Genomic DNA, 15,340 nt, shown 5'->3' with positions numbered 1-15,340 from the left:
GATCGTGGGCGGGAACCATTGAATAACCACTCCTTCCGCCGTGGAAAGCAGGCCGTGACCACGGCCGACGGGGGCGTGTCTACGCCTTCCACGCCGCCGCGTGAATGCCGGAAGCCGGGCGCTATGAAAGACTCTGGGCAGCGCACCTTGCAGAGCGTTGCCTGTAATATGCGCCTTTCGCCTGTAAGGGCCGGTCACGGACCGGCCCCCTTCTGTGTCCGATCTTGTTCGCAGGCGATCGCCTTGCGTCCCTACATGGCGTTATGTTACATCGCCCTTATCTCTAAAGTGGTATTGCCCGATGTTGATGACATTTGCGGCGGCGAAAAAATTCATCTCCCGCCGGATCAAATATCTGTTGCGGAACCCCACGCCGCCGACCACCACAGTGCCTTTTGCTGGACCGGTCGTGGTTCTGGGGTCGGCGCCGACATCTCACAAACCGCTAGGTCTCGACTCAACTTATCGCATCATCTCGGTCAACGCCTCACAACTCGCGCTTCAATTCTGGGGCATCGATGCGCCGGACATCACGTTGATGGGGTATAACGAAATCGAAGGCACCAATAAAAGTGCCGTAGAAACAAGACGCGTTCTCGGCGGGAAGCGCACCGGCTCCCTTTATGTGTTGGCCTGGCGGCATGGCCGCGAGCGATTGCAAGCAGGTCTCGAAGAATTCGGCTACCGCTGCACAGAGGCCCACATCATCGATCGTTATCAGCGGATCGCTCTATTGCACCAGGTCAGCGGGCAACTAAATCTTGAGCTCGACGCCGATACCAAGTGTTCAAACGGCGTCATCGCAGTGCTTTTTGCGCTCTACAACGGCGCGACGGCGGTGATACTTTCAGGGATAAATCCGAACTCCACCGGACATGTCTACAATAGCGCCAACCTAGAGCGTAAACATGTCCGAATGGACAGCGAAATGTTGGCGAGGCTTGTCCGGCTCGGTTACCCCATCTACACCGCCGATCCTCAGGTCGCCGAGAATGTCAGCCTGCCGCTCTGGCAGGGCAATGGGCAAGTAAAGCTCGGTTGATGGAAGGATATCCGACCGCCGCTAGCGGTATTACCCGGAGAATTCTCTCCGGGTAGTGTAACAGCGGTTTGGCGGCCTTTCAGACGTCCCTACGAGCGCTGCTGTACAAATAGCATGCGTTCCCGAGCGGCGAACCACTCTTCAGCGTAATCGTCGTTCTTGTATTCCTCGAAATACGGCCCGCCATCGGTGAAATGGACGTTCTTGGCGTCTTCGCGGTAGTCGTATTCATTGACGAGGTAATTCCACGTCACCGGTAATTCGCCGATGAGGTCTTCATTCTCCAGCCATTTGAACTGATGCAATTGCAGCCCGGTCGCGGTATTGACGTATTCGGGCGTCAGCGCGCGGCATTTGTCGTTGTTGAAGAGGATGAAGCTCGACCAGTTCTTCTTTTCGTACTTGGTCTGCGTCTGGCCGAGGAACTTGGTGTCGATCTTCGGCTGGTAGTCGTGCTTGACGCACATGACGGCGTAACGCTCGTCGCGCAATGCCCAAAGCTCGGCGATATCGGCACGCATCAGCATGTCGCAATCCATGAAAATGCTCCAGCCCTCGTAACCACTGAGATATGGCGTCAGGAAGCGCGAGAAAGAGAATTCAGTCGATTGCAGCGCATTGCGCTCACGAGTGAAAATCCCGCCAAGATTGGAAAGCGCAATGGGCGAGAACTCGACCGGGATCGACGACTTCTCGATGATGCTCTGCACGAGAACGTGGTAGGCGACCACTTCTTTGGAGTCGAAGCCCACGAAGATCCGGACCGTCTGTTGTTTCATTTTCCACCTCGAGCATTGTAAACAGTGAATTGAACTTAGAAGCGGCTTTCTCGGCAGCCCACGCCGTCAGCGAGGCTTGCGACAGTCATCCCTTCGACTTCTCGAGAAAACGCTGCTTGCGGGTTTTCGGTTTGAACCGCCGAAAGAAATTATCGACAGCGCGGATGAATTTAGTGAGGGACATCAGCCTGTCGATCTGGCTGTTGGTATTGTCGAGCCGCTCCGACAAGACTTCAGCCGCGGTCATCGTGATCTCGATCGGCGGCACCTCGGGAAACCGTTTGGCAAGCGCGGAATAGGGGCTGGCATCGACGCCGCCCATCATCGAGATCGAACCCATTCGCGCAAAGAGACGCAGGAAAATCTGCTCGAATGTCCAATCATGAACGTCGAACACCTTCCACTTCTCGCTCCGCTTCGCCGAAAAGCCGGCAAGCAGGATCTTGCCCGGCAACTGCAGATCGGCGAGCCACAACGCGACCGCAAAGCCGCTCGTCGCGATCTTGCCGATCGGATAGAGATCGGCGAGCATTTGCGTCAGATCGAGGTGACGGGCTTTAGCGCCTTCGAAGCGGCTCTCCTCGCTGAAATTTTCCTCGACGGAGACCCGGATATTGACGACGCCGAGGAAATCGTCGCCGCCAAAGAAGCGCAAGACATCCCCTGTTTCGCGCCGGTGAACGATATTGGCACCCATCACGCCGCTGCGGGCCACCAACACCGAATGGCCGGAGAAGGGCTCGTCGAGCACCTTATAGACCTTGTTGAAGAAGACGTAGAGGGCCGTGTGCGGCAATTCGCTCCGCAGCCGCTGGAAATCGACAGCTTCGCTGTTTGCCACCAGCACAATATGGGAATAGTGCGACATCAACGTCTTCCAGGCGTCCGGAGGCAAGACATTGAAAACCTTCATTCGCCTTCACCGCAGCTCTAGATACACTTTTCAAGTATGCGCTCTGCGCAATCGGCCGCTGCCCAATCCAGTATTCCCGAGGTCGTCCAACCTTCTTCTTCGAAAGCGGGGAACCTGCCACTCACTTCGCACTTCGAACCTTGACGAGGACGTGGAAGGCAGTCAGCCGCCGGCATGTCCGCACGCAATCCACGTTGGCATTCGCTGTCATCGGAAATTCGCAGGTCAATGTTGAGCCGAGTTGGTTTGCGGCAATTTCCCAGGAGCAGCAAGCCCTGCGGCGGGACCAGAGGTTCGCGCATCGTATTGACATCAGAACAGAATATCACGGCCCTCTGCTTCAAAAACTTCCCCTGCGAATCAACACTATACTTCGTCAACTTTCTAGTTGGTTTGAGAATGCGCTGCAATTGCAAATTACAAGGCAACTCAATCGCCCCGCTCGGATGGACTGGCTGGCGATGCGCTAGCCGCCGGTCTTATAATATTTGCGTAGGACGTAGATAATAATCACTCTAGGAAAATTGCTTTTTAAGGTGTTGCTGCTGAACTGCCGGCATGACAAAGCCGCCTCGCAAGCCTTCTAAGCCGCTGCTCGGTGCTGCCGAAGCACCTCTCCGCAGCCGGCCCCGCAGGCGGCGCGACCCAGCCGAGCCGCAACTGCTTCTCGATCCGATGCCGGCTCGCATCGATCCGTGCCTGGCGCTGCTGAAGCCACGGCCGCCGAAAGGACGGCAGTGGGCGTTTGAGGTGAAATGGGACGGCTATCGCCTGGCCGTTCATATCGAGCCGAAGGGCATCAGGATACTGTCCAGCGGCGGTCATGACTGGACCGATCGTTTTCCTGCCATTGCCGCCGCGGCGCGGCGCCTTCCGCTTTCAACGAGACATTGGATGGCGAGGGCGTCGTGTTCAATGAGCTGGGCCGGTCGATTTCGGCAAGCCTCAGCAGTCACTCGGCGGCCGCGGCGGAAAGCGGACATGAAAGCATCATCGCTAAAGACCGGAACAGCACGTATCGCGGCGGGCGCGGCGGCGAATGGCAGAAGATCGAATGCATCCAGAGCGACGACTTCGCCATTGTTGGCCATCACAGGTCCAGCTCGGCGTCCGGGAATATCGGCGCTGCTGGTGGCTGTGCAGAGGGAGGGCCAGCTGGTCTATGTCGGATCGGTCGGAACTGGCTTCAAAGCAAGTTAGGCATTGGATCTTCGCGCTGCGATGGACACGATTAAGGTGTCGGCGCGTCCGGTGAGATATTCCGGCCAGCGCAAGAACCTGATCTGGACCAAACTGAAACTCGTCGCCATCGTCATACGTCAAGCCATACGTGAGCGGCAGAAGAATGACGCGACGGATGATGAGACGATTTGCGAGGCGTTGACGCGACCGACGATTCGCATTGTTCCGGCAAAGAGCGAGGAGCAACAGAGTGTACTGATGCTGCAGGGGTTTGCGTGCTTTTGATCCGGCAGGGGAGGATGCTGGCGAACGCCGTGCGCGGCCACTTAGTTGAGTGCCGCGACAGGGCATTGCCGGCGTCGGAATGCTGATCGCGTTGATCGAAGACGATGATCGCGATCTCAGCTCACCGCTTGCGCGGTCCGCGCTTCTTCACTGATCGGGCAGTTGCGGGCGGTGCACGAGAAGGTCAGCGAGATGAATCGTCCAAATTCACGTGTAGCATTCCTCGAACGAACTGAGCCGTCGCCTCGGGACCGTCACTGGAATTGGCTTCCAGCGCAAATGGTCGCGACAGTGACACACCCGCTCTTAAAATCCGGCCCGACAATTTGGCGTGGATAAGACTGATACCCGCGGCAGAACTCATCTGGTGGCAAAGACCGGATCGGAGAGATCAGCAAACGAGGGCCCCTTAACTCCGGCGACTTCTCGGCGCTTCGCTTCAGCCGCAAGGCTAAGGTTGCACCGACGCGCGGGCCGCCGAGCTTCTGGCGACGAAGCCGTACAACGTCGCTGTTGCTTTGGCGAACAAGATGGCGCGGATGGTCTTGGCGGTGTGTTCTTTGGCAGCCTGAGCTGAACTGGATCATCTCGATTGACAAGCCCGGGAAGATCGCTGTTGTAAATTGCCGGTTGCTTGTTGTGCCGCCTTGGATCTTGGTTCTTTGTCGCCCTGCCAAAGCGGCAGGCCGACTTCATCCGAGACCTGCCGATCGGCTGTGTAGATGGGATAGCCTTGCCTGAGCAGCCTTATTAGGATGTCCCGGTCGAAACGGGTATGTTTGCGGGTCAGATTGGCGCTGTTGTATATGTGGCCATTCGAATGGGGATTTATGCCGGTTATGATGACCGCGCTGGCGCCGTTGTATAATGCAAACAGCACTGCGATCATTCCGTTCGAGCACTTGGTTTCAGCGTCGAGTTCAAGGTTCACCAGTCCGCTGGTTTTGTGCATCAACGCGATGCGCTGATAGCGGCCCACGAGGTGAAGATCCCGGTAGGAATAGTTGAACGAGTTTAGGTTGTTTTCTACGCGGCCCTGGCGCTTCTGCCCCCGCCGCCAGGTGAGAACATAGAGAGCGCCGGTGCGGTGCCCGGTGAGGACGCGCCTTGTCTCCACGGCTGCCGTATTGCCGCCCTGGAGCTCGTTGAAGCCAACCAGTGTGATGTCGGGCGCATCGATGCCCCAAGCATGGACGGCGATTTGCGAGGCGTTCACCGAAATGATGCGATATGTCTCATCGAAGCCGACGGGCTTGTGGGAAACGGGTGCAGATCCGACGACCACGACAGGGCCCGTAAATGGCACAGTGGTTTCCGGAGGCTTGGGCCTAGTCAGGGTATATCTGATGCGGCGGTAGATGATTTTATGCATCTGCGCGAGCAAATTTGCCATTCGAAGTATCACTCCAGCTCATGCTTAGCCTGAATATCTCAAAGTAAGGGGTGAACCGACCCCAAGAGTCTAAAAATTACCTTTGCAGCAAATAGTTATCAGATTGCAAGATGGGATCCGATGCAAACACACTTTATCTCTACGCAGCACGGATCTGAAGGCTTCGACGGTCACAAACTCGTGGCTGGCTTGGAACGCGTCGCGATTACCTCGGATGCCAGCGCGCGCTCTGCTTCGCCACGTCGACAAAGCCATTAACCTTTTCGAGCGTATTGCGGCGTGCTCTATTGACGGCCGCGCTCCGGCTTGCGCGGTCCGCAGTGTGCTCATGGTCGGGCAGCGGATCGCGGCGATCGCCTTGGTCACTAGGGCGTCGACGGCTATGACAGGCTGCGCCATGGCTTGGTTCTTGGGCTTCCTACGACGGGCCAGCGATGGATGCTTTATTTGTCGAGCTGTTTCTGGAGGCCCAAGCCGAGCAATCGACCTAATGTGAAGGATCCGAACCGTCAGTACTTCCTTAGATTTAATAAGACTCTGGTTATTAGTGTGCGGCGTGAGCCGCCCCTATTATGGGACTTCCACGTAGCTCACCTGCGCGGATGAAGCCTCAGCCTGGCGGGTTTCAGATGTCTCGGGACTCGCCATGACGAGCCTTAGCACCGCGGCGGTTGCTGGATAAATTGCATCAGCAAGGCAAGCCCCCTCCCTGACTTCGCCGCCTCTTGCGTTTCGACGATGTCGAGCTTAGCTGTCTGATGCAGGCTTACAAGGATGACTGGAGAGAATAATGCATATGTGGCACGGGCTTAAGGCCACGCTCAGAAAACGCCGCCAGGCCCGCAACGGAAAAATTCTCGTAAGGGAACCTATTGTTGTTCCGCAGTCCGTCGTGACGACACACCCTGATCATTATTTGTCTTGCGTCACAGTCGCAAAGAATGAGGGTGAGTATCTCGATGAGTGGATTCAATTTCATCTGCTGGTTGGCATTTCTCACTTTTATATTTATGACAACGGATCGACGGATCAGTCCTTGTCGATACTGAGAGGCTATGAGAATGCCGGCATTGTTACTGTCGTTCCGTGGCGTCCCTTCAGCGTTTGGGCAAACACCCAGATTTTAGCCTATGCTCATGCCGTCAGCAATTTCGGATCACGCAGCCGCTGGATGGCTTTCTTCGACCTGGATGAATTCATGTTTCCGACGCATGCGCCTTCCTTGATGGAGTTTTTGCAGGCGCGGGAGCAGGAGCAGGCGATTTGTGTCGCCGGTGTCAATTTTGGAACGAGCGGCCACGCGGTTCGGCCCACGGGTCTGGTCACGGAAAACTTCCGACAGGCAGTTCCCATGGATGCCCAGCGCGAATATCCAAAGCTTCTAAACGTCAAGTCGATCGTTCAGCCAGCTCAGATCAGATCGATCGAGAGCGCCCATTGGTTCAACCTGAAAGGCACGAACAAGATCGGCGTGAACGAGGACGGCGAACCGCTACCACGTTATCCAAGGGAGGACCCCTTAAAATTCAAGGTCAATACTGTACGCTTCAATCACTATTATACGCGCTCGCATGAGGAATTCTCGGCGAAGGTCAATGGATTCAATGTGCGTGGACCTCAACTCCCGGCCGATGCCGAACAACGCTGGACATTGTTCCGACACATTGAAGAGTTCAGCCAACCGGACGATACCATACAAGGATTCATTCCCAATCTGAGGGAGAGACTCTCTACCTGCAGGAGGGCTTAATCGCAGCGCCGATCTTTCGTCATGACGAGAGAACGGCTGCGGGAGGGTTGTCGCCGATCCGGTCGCCGGCTAATTTCTGCAAAATCCGTGATCGTCGCCGGCTGTGAATGGCCACCCGTCATTTTTTCTAGCCCCATTTGGTCGAAACGCCGGGTTGGAAGCTTGATCTCTGCGCCGCTATCCGAGCCCAGGGCGAACAGTTCTCGCTTTTGTATCAGTTCGGCATTTTGGCGCGCTGGCGAGATTCCTCTCAGTAGGCGTTTAGGCTCCCTTGGATGCGACATAGAGTTGGTTCCCAGGTTCCCCAGCCAATTCTTCTTGAATTTGCACGACGAGCTAAGATTGCAGCGAAATGGCTATTCAAAGAGAATGAGGCTTGCCGGGGTTGGCGGCATCGATTTGACCGTGACGCGGGCGAGGCCGGCCAGTTTTGCCATCTCAGTCAGCTCGCTTTGCCTATAAGCCTGGCCCGCCGGTGTGCTGGCGAGCATCTCCCAGGAGAAAGCCGCGGGGAAAGGTGGTGAGACGCCGTCTTCATTCGGCACGAAATCGACCGCGACGATCCGACCATCTTCTGCAAGGCTCGCGGTGATCTTTCGCAACAGCTCAGCACATGTCGGCAAATCGAAATGGTGCAGGAAATTCGGAAGCAGGACGAGATCATAACCGGAGCCCCAGTCGACGTCGAAGGCGCTACCGGCGATCGCCCGATAGCGGTCCGCCACGCCTGATTTTTCCGCATTCTGCCTCGACAGCACCAGGACGGCGCCCCAGTCGACGGCGACGATCTCCGCCGCTGGAACGGTCTTGGCAATTTCGATTCCGAAGAGTCCCGGACCTGCCGCGATGTCCAACACCTTTTTTGGAGGCCTTGGCCAACTGGATATTTCGCCGGCCAGTATTTTGGCGCTGAGCCCGGTGAAGGAGCCCATGCCGCGCGCAAACTTCAACCAGACGGGGTTGTCGGGCGACATGTTCGCAAGGCCCGCCGAACCGCCGTTTCGCACGACCGCAGCCGGGTCGCGAAGAAAATTATCCAATACTTCGGGTGCGGCGGTGAACTCGACGGCAGAGCCCATATAGGCCGGCGAATTGCGGTCGAGGAACATTCTGGTCGAGGGCGTCATTCGGTACTGTCCGCCCTCCTTGATCAAGAAGCCATGCACCACGAGGTAATCGCAGAGGATGCGCACCCCGCGCTCCGAGGCGCTTGTTGCCGACGCCAGCACTGCTGCCGTTTTTCCCTCACCGATATGAGTAAAGAGATCAAGCTCGATGGCCGCCCTGATAGCTGCCGTCTTTCGGCATGCAAACAGTGCATCGACCACGAGTTCGGGCGACACGGCGCCAGCATGGGCGTCCTCGATGATCGTTTCCATTGAATCCCCCAAGACTATCGACTGATCTTTCCTAGCAGTGCCAGCCGCGGAAATTATGCGTATATTCGTCCTCCCTACAATACCCACCGCGCTAACCCTATCGGGTTCCCCCGCCGCAATGGCAGAGCTGTCCCGCGGCCGCCGGCAGCCCGGCGATGATGTTTGAACTCACAGGGACAGGAGCGAATGTTAAGCGGACTGGAGCAGTTGCGCGCATCGCCGCCTGCTACGACAAAGCGGACAGGTCATTGGCCACATTCTTCGCCCTGCTGCCGCGTTGTGTTAGATTCACAGGATAGCCTGGACGCAATGATGCAATGAAGGCTGGCGAGCCTCCATGCCGCTAACTACGATGAGGAACAGCAAAATGCCGGTCCTCGCCGGCCCAGTATCAGGCCGCGGGATCGGCTCCATTTTCGAACTGCAGAAACCAAGCGTAAGTGGCTCTAATGCCGTCCTCAAGCGAAATGCGCGGTTTCCAGCCCATGTCCTGCAGCTTCTTGTTGCTCATCAGCTTTCGCGGCGTGCCGTCGGGCTTCGAAAGATCATGAATGATCTCCCCCTCGTAGCCGACAACGCGGCAGACCAGACGCGTCAACTCGATAATTTCGAGATCGGTGCCCGAGCCGACATTGACGTGCTGCGCGCCCGAATATGTTTTGAGCAGAAACACCAGGGCGTCGGCGCAGTCGTCGACGTGAAGAAACTCGCGGCGGGGAGTTCCCGTGCCCCAGACGACAATTTGCGGGTCTTTGCGCAGTTTCGCCACATGCGCCTTGCGGAGGAGCGCAGGCAGCACATGACTGGAGTTCAGGTCGAAATTATCGCCGGGGCCATACAGATTGGTCGGCATGGCCGAAATGTAGTCCCGGCCATATTGCTTGCGATAGGCTTCCGCGAGCTTAATACCGGCGATCTTGGCGATCGCGTACCATTCGTTGGTCGGCTCGAGCGGACCGGTCAACAGAGCCTCTTCGGGAATCGGCTGCGGAGCGAGCTTCGGATAAATGCAGCTTGAGCCCAGAAAGAGAAGCCGGTCCACGCCACCGCGGTGGGCGGCTTCGAAGATGTTGGCTTCAATGATCAGATTGTCGGAGATGAATTCTGCGGGATAACTGTCATTCGCGAGGATGCCGCCAACCTTAGCAGCGGCGAGAATAATCGCGTCAGGGCGGCTTGCGTCAACAAATTTCTCAACCTCGCCCTGGCGCTGCAAGTCGACCTCGGCGCGCGTGGCCGTGACGACGCTGCAATCTTCGGATTGGAGCCTTCGCACGAGAGCACTGCCGACCATTCCCCGATGACCGGCAACCCAGATCTTCTTGTTGGATAGATCGTACACTCAGACCTCTTTCCGGCTGCCTTGAGCCTTCCAGTGCTTGATATCCTCCCGCACCATCTCAGCGGCGAGCTCACGAACGGGCGTCTTGTGGTGCCAGCCAAGATTCTGACGTGCCTTGGTCGGGTCGCCAAGCAAAAGGTCTACTTCCGTCGGGCGGAAATACCGCGGATCGATTTCCACAAGGCACCTACCGGAGGCGGAGTCATAACCCTTTTCGTCGACGCCGGACCCCTTCCATTCCAAAGCGATGCCGACGTCGGCGAAGGCCCACTCGACGAACTGGCGGACACGCGTCGTCTCACCCGTCGCCAAGACATAGTCTTCCGGCTTGTCCTGCTGCAGCATGAGCCACATGCCCTCGACATATTCGCGCGCATGACCCCAGTCACGCTGGGCTTCAAGGTTTCCAAGGAACAGCTTGTCTTGAAGGCCGAGGCTGATGGCAGCCACGGCCATGGTGATCTTGCGCGTGACGAAGGTCTCGCCGCGAAGCGGGCTTTCATGGTTGAACAGAATGCCGTTGGACGCGTGCATGCCGTAGGCCTCGCGATAATTCACGACGATCCAGTAGGCATAGAGCTTAGCTGCGGCATAGGGAGAACGCGGATAAAACGGCGTCTTCTCGTTCTGTGGCACTTGCTGCACGAGACCATAGAGTTCCGATGTCGATGCCTGGTAGAACCGGCTTTTTTTCTCAAGACCCAGGATGCGGATAGCCTCGAGCAACCTCAACGTCCCGATACCATCGGCATCGGCTGTATATTCCGGTGTTTCGAAACTGACGCCAACATGGCTTTGTGCGGCAAGGTTGTAGATTTCATCGGGCTGTGTCTGCTGCACGATCCGCAGGAGGTTGGTCGAGTCGATCATATCGCCGTAGTGGAGGATGAAGCGCGGATGAGTTTCGTGCGGATCCTGATAGATGTGCTCGATGCGGCCGGTGTTGAAAGACGATGATCTCCGCTTGATGCCGTGCACTATATAGCCTTTGTCCAGAAGCAATTCGGCCAGATAGGCACCGTCCTGACCAGTCACCCCAGTAATAAGCGCGGTCTTTGCCATTTGTCACGTCATCTTTCTATGCACGGAAATCAATTCCCGAAAGCGATCTAGTGGGATAGGCTCAACGGCTGCACCAGTCGGAAGCTCCATGTCGCTCATGATCCAATCACACAACGTGTCGATGTCAACAAAATCGTTTCAGACCTAAAGTCGCCGCGTGTGCCTCAACTGGCTCGGGCCTCAATGACGGCATCATGTCAACGCGCTCGTCGAGCGGTTGTCCGATGGCCGCGAGCTCTGCGTAGATCACCGGATTGAGAGAAGCAGCCGACGCGTCTGGCCGACGGCTTTTGTCGCTTGCCACTTCAGTCAGCCATGCGAGCGCTTCTTCTGCCGCTTTCGACAGGCCTGGATTGGCAATTGCCATGCGCTCTTCCGCAACGACCTGGCGTTCGCGTCGAGAACACTGTTTGTGCTGCACGGCCGAGCGCGGGCGCGCTACAGCGCAACAACGCAACGAGAACCTCTACGGTATTACTCCTCGCAAACGGTGACCGTCATTAGCCGTTTCTCTCATTGATAAGCGCAGCCAAGAGTCCAAAGAACAAAGACTGCAGACCAAAAAACAGCAACCCCAGAACCAGATTCACATTTTCAATCGGCTTCGAAGCCGCGGAAAGGAGGTAATCAGTGAATTGCGACACCGAAACCACGCCAGCAATCAAGAGAAAGAACAATCCGATTGTGCCGAAGATTTTAAGTGGAGCAACCCCGATAAGGACCATGACCAACTGCGGCAGAACCTTGACCGGATATCGGAGCGAAACGAACGACTTCCCTGTTTTCCTCACTTTGAATTGAACGGGGACTTGAGCGAACCGCATCCCCTTGTGATAGGCGTCGAGCAAGATCTGTTGGGTGTAGTTGTAGTCTCCCGGCAAACGGAAGACACCGAGATATTCGCTGTTGACGGCAAATATCCCTGGTTGGCTGTCTGTTACGTCCCAGCGAGTCAAAGTCCTCATAAGCCACGTGAACACCTTGTTGCCGATGCGCCTCACGATAGGCATGCGGTAAGAAATTTGTTCAAATCGATCGCCGTAAACGACGTCCACCTCGTCACGTAATATCGGCTGAATCAATGCAACAATATCCAGCGGGTCGTGTTGCAGGTCGGCGTCGAACTTAACAGCGATATCGCTGTCGGCTGCCTTGGCGGCTCGAAGGCCGGTGCGGACTGCGGCGCCCAATCCGCGATTTTTTGCGTGGCGGATTACTCTGTCTGCCCCAGCGCCCGTCGCAATCGCTCCAGTCGAATCCCCCGAACCGTCATCGATGACGAATATGGCAAGGGCGATTCCAAGATCTCGCAATGCGGGGGCACATGTCTGAAGCCCTCGCACCGTAGAATCGATGGATGCCGCTTCATTATAAGCGGGGACTATCACGACGAGCTTCTTCTGTTCCAAAGTCTTCTCTCTCGCTCAAACTGTGGGCGCCATCCTATAGCGATTGATGATAATAGGCTCAACTGCTAACGGTGACTTCGTTAGCGATTGGAGACGCGATGGTGTCGAGCAGATCAAGCAGGAGAAAGGCGGGTGCACTGCACCAATGGCGCCGGCTCGAAGAATTGATTCGCTATGGACTCGCCACCATGGCCAGCGCCGCGATATCCTTCGGGTTGCCGGTCGCCCTTCACGAGATAGTTGGGCTAGCGGATACGTCATCGGTTGGCATCGGTCTCATCTGCGCCTTCGCACTCAACTTTGTCTCAATCCGCCTGTTCGTGTTCAGGAGCGACGGGGTAATCAAGCGACAGCTTATTGGCTTTCTTATATCTACTGGCCTTTTTCGTCTTGCGGAGTTCTGGGGGTTTTTGCTCCTGACAAAACTGGGCACCAACTACGCGGTCGCTTTAATCATCACGCTAGTATGCTCGTTCGCTGCGAAATTCGCGGTGCAGAAGTATCTCATATTTACACGTCCGAATCGCGGCGATAATCATCCGCTGCTCGAGAGAAGGTAGACAGACGTGACGCCCACAAACCAGACCGATTTCACCGCGAGCAATGCATCATATGTTTCTGCACAGAGCAAAATGGCCCTGCTACCGAATTATTACAAATGGACCTACTCTGCGCTGAAACCATATTTGCGAGGCAAGGTTGTGGAGCTTGCCGCTGGCGCCGGGTACGGGATTGGAACATATATCGATCAAACCTCGAAAGTCATTGCCGTAGATCACGATCCCGATCTGCTGCGTGTATTGAAATCTCAATATACCGATGTAGAAACTTTAGATGTCGACCTGCTGGGCGACTGGGAAGAACTGGATGGTGGCGCGGACGCGATCGTAATGATGGACGTAGTAGAGCACTTTGAAGATGACCTGGCATTTCTCAGAAAGGTCCACTCGAAACTCAAACCCGGCGGCCATGCGTTGATAAAAGTACCCGCGCAGGAAGCCCTCTACAGTCAGATCGATGTCGCCTCAGGCCATTACCGCAGATATGAAGAAAAGATGCTGAGAGCGCTTGCGGCTTCCTCAGGTTTCGAGGTGTGCCTCCTGCGACACATCAACGTAATTGGGTCCATGGTATACAAGCGCAAGAAAAACAACAAAAGTAATTTCTCAAAGACATTCAAAAGCAGTCAGCTTAAGTTGATTAATCTGCTCATACCCTTGATAGCCGCAGTCGACAGCATACTGCCGGGACCAGGCCTCAGTCTCGTAGCTGTTTTGCAGCGGCCGGAATAGTCCGTTGAACCACGCACAAGATCAGGTGGACCGCCCCACCCACGCCGCCTGCGAAAATAAGTTCGTCCGAGTTGCATTAACGCTCGGCCTCTTAACTTTCGCGGCGTATTTTGCGACTCTCAATTTTCTGACCACCTTTCGGCTGGACGACGACAATTTATACTACGTGATCTCAGGTTTGACTGCAGCGGCGCCTGATACGTTCAAATCCACATATAACACCCTCCTCTCCTGCGTTTCGATCAACGACGCCGGGGATACTGAAGCGAGCTTCGCTTCCCGGATGATCTTACGATATAACTACATCAGCAACTACACACTTATTTCTGCTATCTGGGGCGGGTTGTTCCGGCTCAAACTCCTGCCAAATTCCGAACTGGCCTTCGGTGCTGACGCTTTCATTTCAGCTTTTCGGTGGACACAGGTATTCATCGTGAACTTGGCTATCCTTGTGGTTGCTGCAGGTAGAGGCGGCGGAAGGAGAACGATTGCCGTTGCAGCGTCTCTGGTAGCATGTGCGGCCCTTGCTGCGTTCTACCAAAAGGCCGACCGACTGACAGTCGGCGACCCGCTCCTTTCCCTAAAGTTTGTTCTTTCTGCGCCTAGCTATTTCAATATATTCCACTTCGCTCCTCGCGGCGTATCTGCCTTCTTGCTTTTGGTCGCTTGTGTGTGGAGATGGCAGGGAAGCTTTCGCATTTTCTACGGCGCCATTTTCCTGCTGTGCTTTATCCACCAGAGCAATGCAACACTGATTATCCTAACGTTTCTCGGCATCGATGCACTCGTCAGACCGGCAATTTTCAGCGACCGCATCACATTGGTGTTCGTTGGCGCCAATATCCTCTGCATTTTCGCCAGGGAGGAGCTTACCAGCATCGTGGGCGTCACCAATCTCGCGGCGCTTATCGTCATTCTTGTCGCCGTTGCCTTTACCTCAAGCAGAATCCGCCTATACGAACGGATGTCCTACCGCGTGAGTCGGGTAACTGGCATTGCGCTCACAACCGAAGTATTGGACATATTCACCATAATTGCGGTGTGGCTGGCGTCGATGCCAGTTTTGCACGCGGCGGTCGGTCACGGGCTCGTCGATCAGTTCTCTGGAAGATACATATTCTGGCAACTCCACACTCGTTATGGCTCATTGTTCTTGGCTGTGATCTTTGCGGGGTTGGCCTATAAAGCTTGCGACTTCTTTGGCCAGCGAAGGCAAACCGTTTTTTTGCTACCGCTCCTAATTATCGCCGGGGCAATCTTCGATATCTTTGTTCAGCCTGACGCCGTACGTAATGCGAACTATGAAAATCTTTCGACTGCTATCCAACTAGGTTTGGCCGATGTTGATGCTGCTACGCGTCAGTATTGGACGCAGTCAAAACCTGACCTCACCCGCAATCAAGAGCAGATATTCTACTACACACTGATCTCAACCATTCTCAACAAGCCGGTCGGCTCTGCTCCAGTTATTGCCTGCCGAAAATAAGAACCAAGGCCTGCGGGCGTTGCGCC

Annotated in this window: 13 protein-coding genes and 3 pseudogenes; 8 read left to right on the top strand and 8 right to left on the bottom strand. The window is 55.8% G+C overall.

Annotation, left to right across the window (positions count from 1 at the left end; all coding sequences use genetic code 11):
- Positions 1–301: 301 nt before the first annotated feature.
- A complete protein-coding gene (locus FHT70_RS16005; RefSeq protein WP_176536230.1) occupies positions 302–1,042 on the top strand; it encodes a membrane-anchored protein in 741 nt (246 codons plus the stop codon).
- Positions 1,043–1,131: 89 nt separating this feature from the next.
- Here FHT70_RS16005 and FHT70_RS16000 read toward each other — a convergent pair whose 3' ends face one another.
- On the bottom strand, positions 1,132–1,821 hold the full coding sequence (locus FHT70_RS16000; protein WP_097597838.1) for a glycosyltransferase: 690 nt from the start codon (positions 1,819–1,821) through the stop codon (positions 1,132–1,134).
- A gap of 85 nt (positions 1,822–1,906) precedes the next feature.
- Complete coding sequence (locus tag FHT70_RS15995; RefSeq protein WP_183702831.1) at positions 1,907–2,734, bottom strand: 3-deoxy-manno-octulosonate cytidylyltransferase; 828 nt, start codon at positions 2,732–2,734, stop codon at positions 1,907–1,909.
- 558 nt (positions 2,735–3,292) lie between these two features.
- On the opposite strand from FHT70_RS15995, the pseudogene FHT70_RS15990 reads away from it, so the two are divergent.
- Both FHT70_RS15990 and FHT70_RS30350 read left to right on the top strand, forming a co-directional pair.
- Positions 3,293–4,060: pseudogene (locus tag FHT70_RS15990) on the top strand (ATP-dependent DNA ligase); the annotation flags it as partial.
- 15 nt (positions 4,061–4,075) lie between these two features.
- Positions 4,076–4,180 (top strand): annotated as a pseudogene (locus tag FHT70_RS30350) (IS110 family transposase); the annotation flags it as partial.
- A gap of 604 nt (positions 4,181–4,784) precedes the next feature.
- Here the strand turns inward: FHT70_RS30350 and FHT70_RS15985 are convergent.
- The gene (locus FHT70_RS15985) at positions 4,785–5,594 is read right to left on the bottom strand and encodes a membrane-anchored protein (RefSeq protein WP_183702829.1); all 810 of its coding nucleotides are present in this window, start codon (positions 5,592–5,594) and stop codon (positions 4,785–4,787) included.
- Positions 5,595–5,714: 120 nt separating this feature from the next.
- On the opposite strand from FHT70_RS15985, the pseudogene FHT70_RS30345 reads away from it, so the two are divergent.
- Positions 5,715–5,960, top strand: a pseudogene (locus FHT70_RS30345) (IS1380 family transposase); the annotation flags it as partial.
- A 424-nt stretch (positions 5,961–6,384) separates the two neighbouring features.
- Complete coding sequence (locus tag FHT70_RS15980; protein ID WP_183702826.1) at positions 6,385–7,344, top strand: glycosyltransferase family 92 protein; 960 nt, start codon at positions 6,385–6,387, stop codon at positions 7,342–7,344.
- A 356-nt stretch (positions 7,345–7,700) separates the two neighbouring features.
- Here the strand turns inward: FHT70_RS15980 and FHT70_RS15975 are convergent, their stop codons facing one another.
- The 5 genes from FHT70_RS15975 to FHT70_RS15955 form a co-directional block, all read right to left on the bottom strand.
- Complete coding sequence (locus tag FHT70_RS15975) at positions 7,701–8,723, bottom strand: class I SAM-dependent methyltransferase (protein WP_097601807.1); 1,023 nt, start codon at positions 8,721–8,723, stop codon at positions 7,701–7,703.
- Positions 8,724–9,114: 391 nt separating this feature from the next.
- Positions 9,115–10,065 carry a GDP-L-fucose synthase gene (locus FHT70_RS15970; RefSeq protein WP_183702824.1) on the bottom strand — a complete coding sequence of 317 codons (951 nt, stop codon included), beginning with the start codon at positions 10,063–10,065 and terminating at the stop codon, positions 9,115–9,117.
- Positions 10,066–11,127, bottom strand: coding sequence for a GDP-mannose 4,6-dehydratase (gmd, locus tag FHT70_RS15965; RefSeq protein WP_097601804.1), 1,062 nt, complete (start codon positions 11,125–11,127; stop codon positions 10,066–10,068).
- 124 nt (positions 11,128–11,251) lie between these two features.
- Complete coding sequence (locus FHT70_RS15960) at positions 11,252–11,494, bottom strand: hypothetical protein (protein WP_097601802.1); 243 nt, start codon at positions 11,492–11,494, stop codon at positions 11,252–11,254.
- A gap of 133 nt (positions 11,495–11,627) precedes the next feature.
- A complete protein-coding gene (locus FHT70_RS15955) occupies positions 11,628–12,536 on the bottom strand; it encodes a glycosyltransferase family 2 protein (RefSeq protein WP_097601800.1) in 909 nt (302 codons plus the stop codon).
- 98 nt (positions 12,537–12,634) lie between these two features.
- Between FHT70_RS15955 and FHT70_RS15950 the strand changes: the two genes are divergently transcribed.
- Genes FHT70_RS15950 through FHT70_RS15940 form a run of 3 tightly spaced genes read left to right on the top strand, consistent with a single transcriptional unit; the run spans position 12,635 to position 15,314 of the window.
- Positions 12,635–13,096 (top strand): GtrA family protein, encoded by a 462-nt coding sequence (locus tag FHT70_RS15950; RefSeq protein ID WP_097601798.1) that lies wholly within the window; start codon positions 12,635–12,637, stop codon positions 13,094–13,096.
- 6 nt (positions 13,097–13,102) lie between these two features.
- A complete protein-coding gene (locus FHT70_RS15945) occupies positions 13,103–13,828 on the top strand; it encodes a class I SAM-dependent methyltransferase (RefSeq protein WP_183702821.1) in 726 nt (241 codons plus the stop codon).
- A 4-nt stretch (positions 13,829–13,832) separates the two neighbouring features.
- Complete coding sequence (locus FHT70_RS15940) at positions 13,833–15,314, top strand: hypothetical protein (RefSeq protein WP_183702818.1); 1,482 nt, start codon at positions 13,833–13,835, stop codon at positions 15,312–15,314.
- Positions 15,315–15,340: the final 26 nt, after the last annotated feature.

This window comes from Rhizobium sp. BK049 (assembly GCF_014193135.1).
Taxonomy (GTDB): domain Bacteria; phylum Pseudomonadota; class Alphaproteobacteria; order Rhizobiales; family Rhizobiaceae; genus Rhizobium.
Note: the sequence above shows the minus strand (reverse complement) of the source record. Positions and strands in the feature narration are given on the sequence as shown.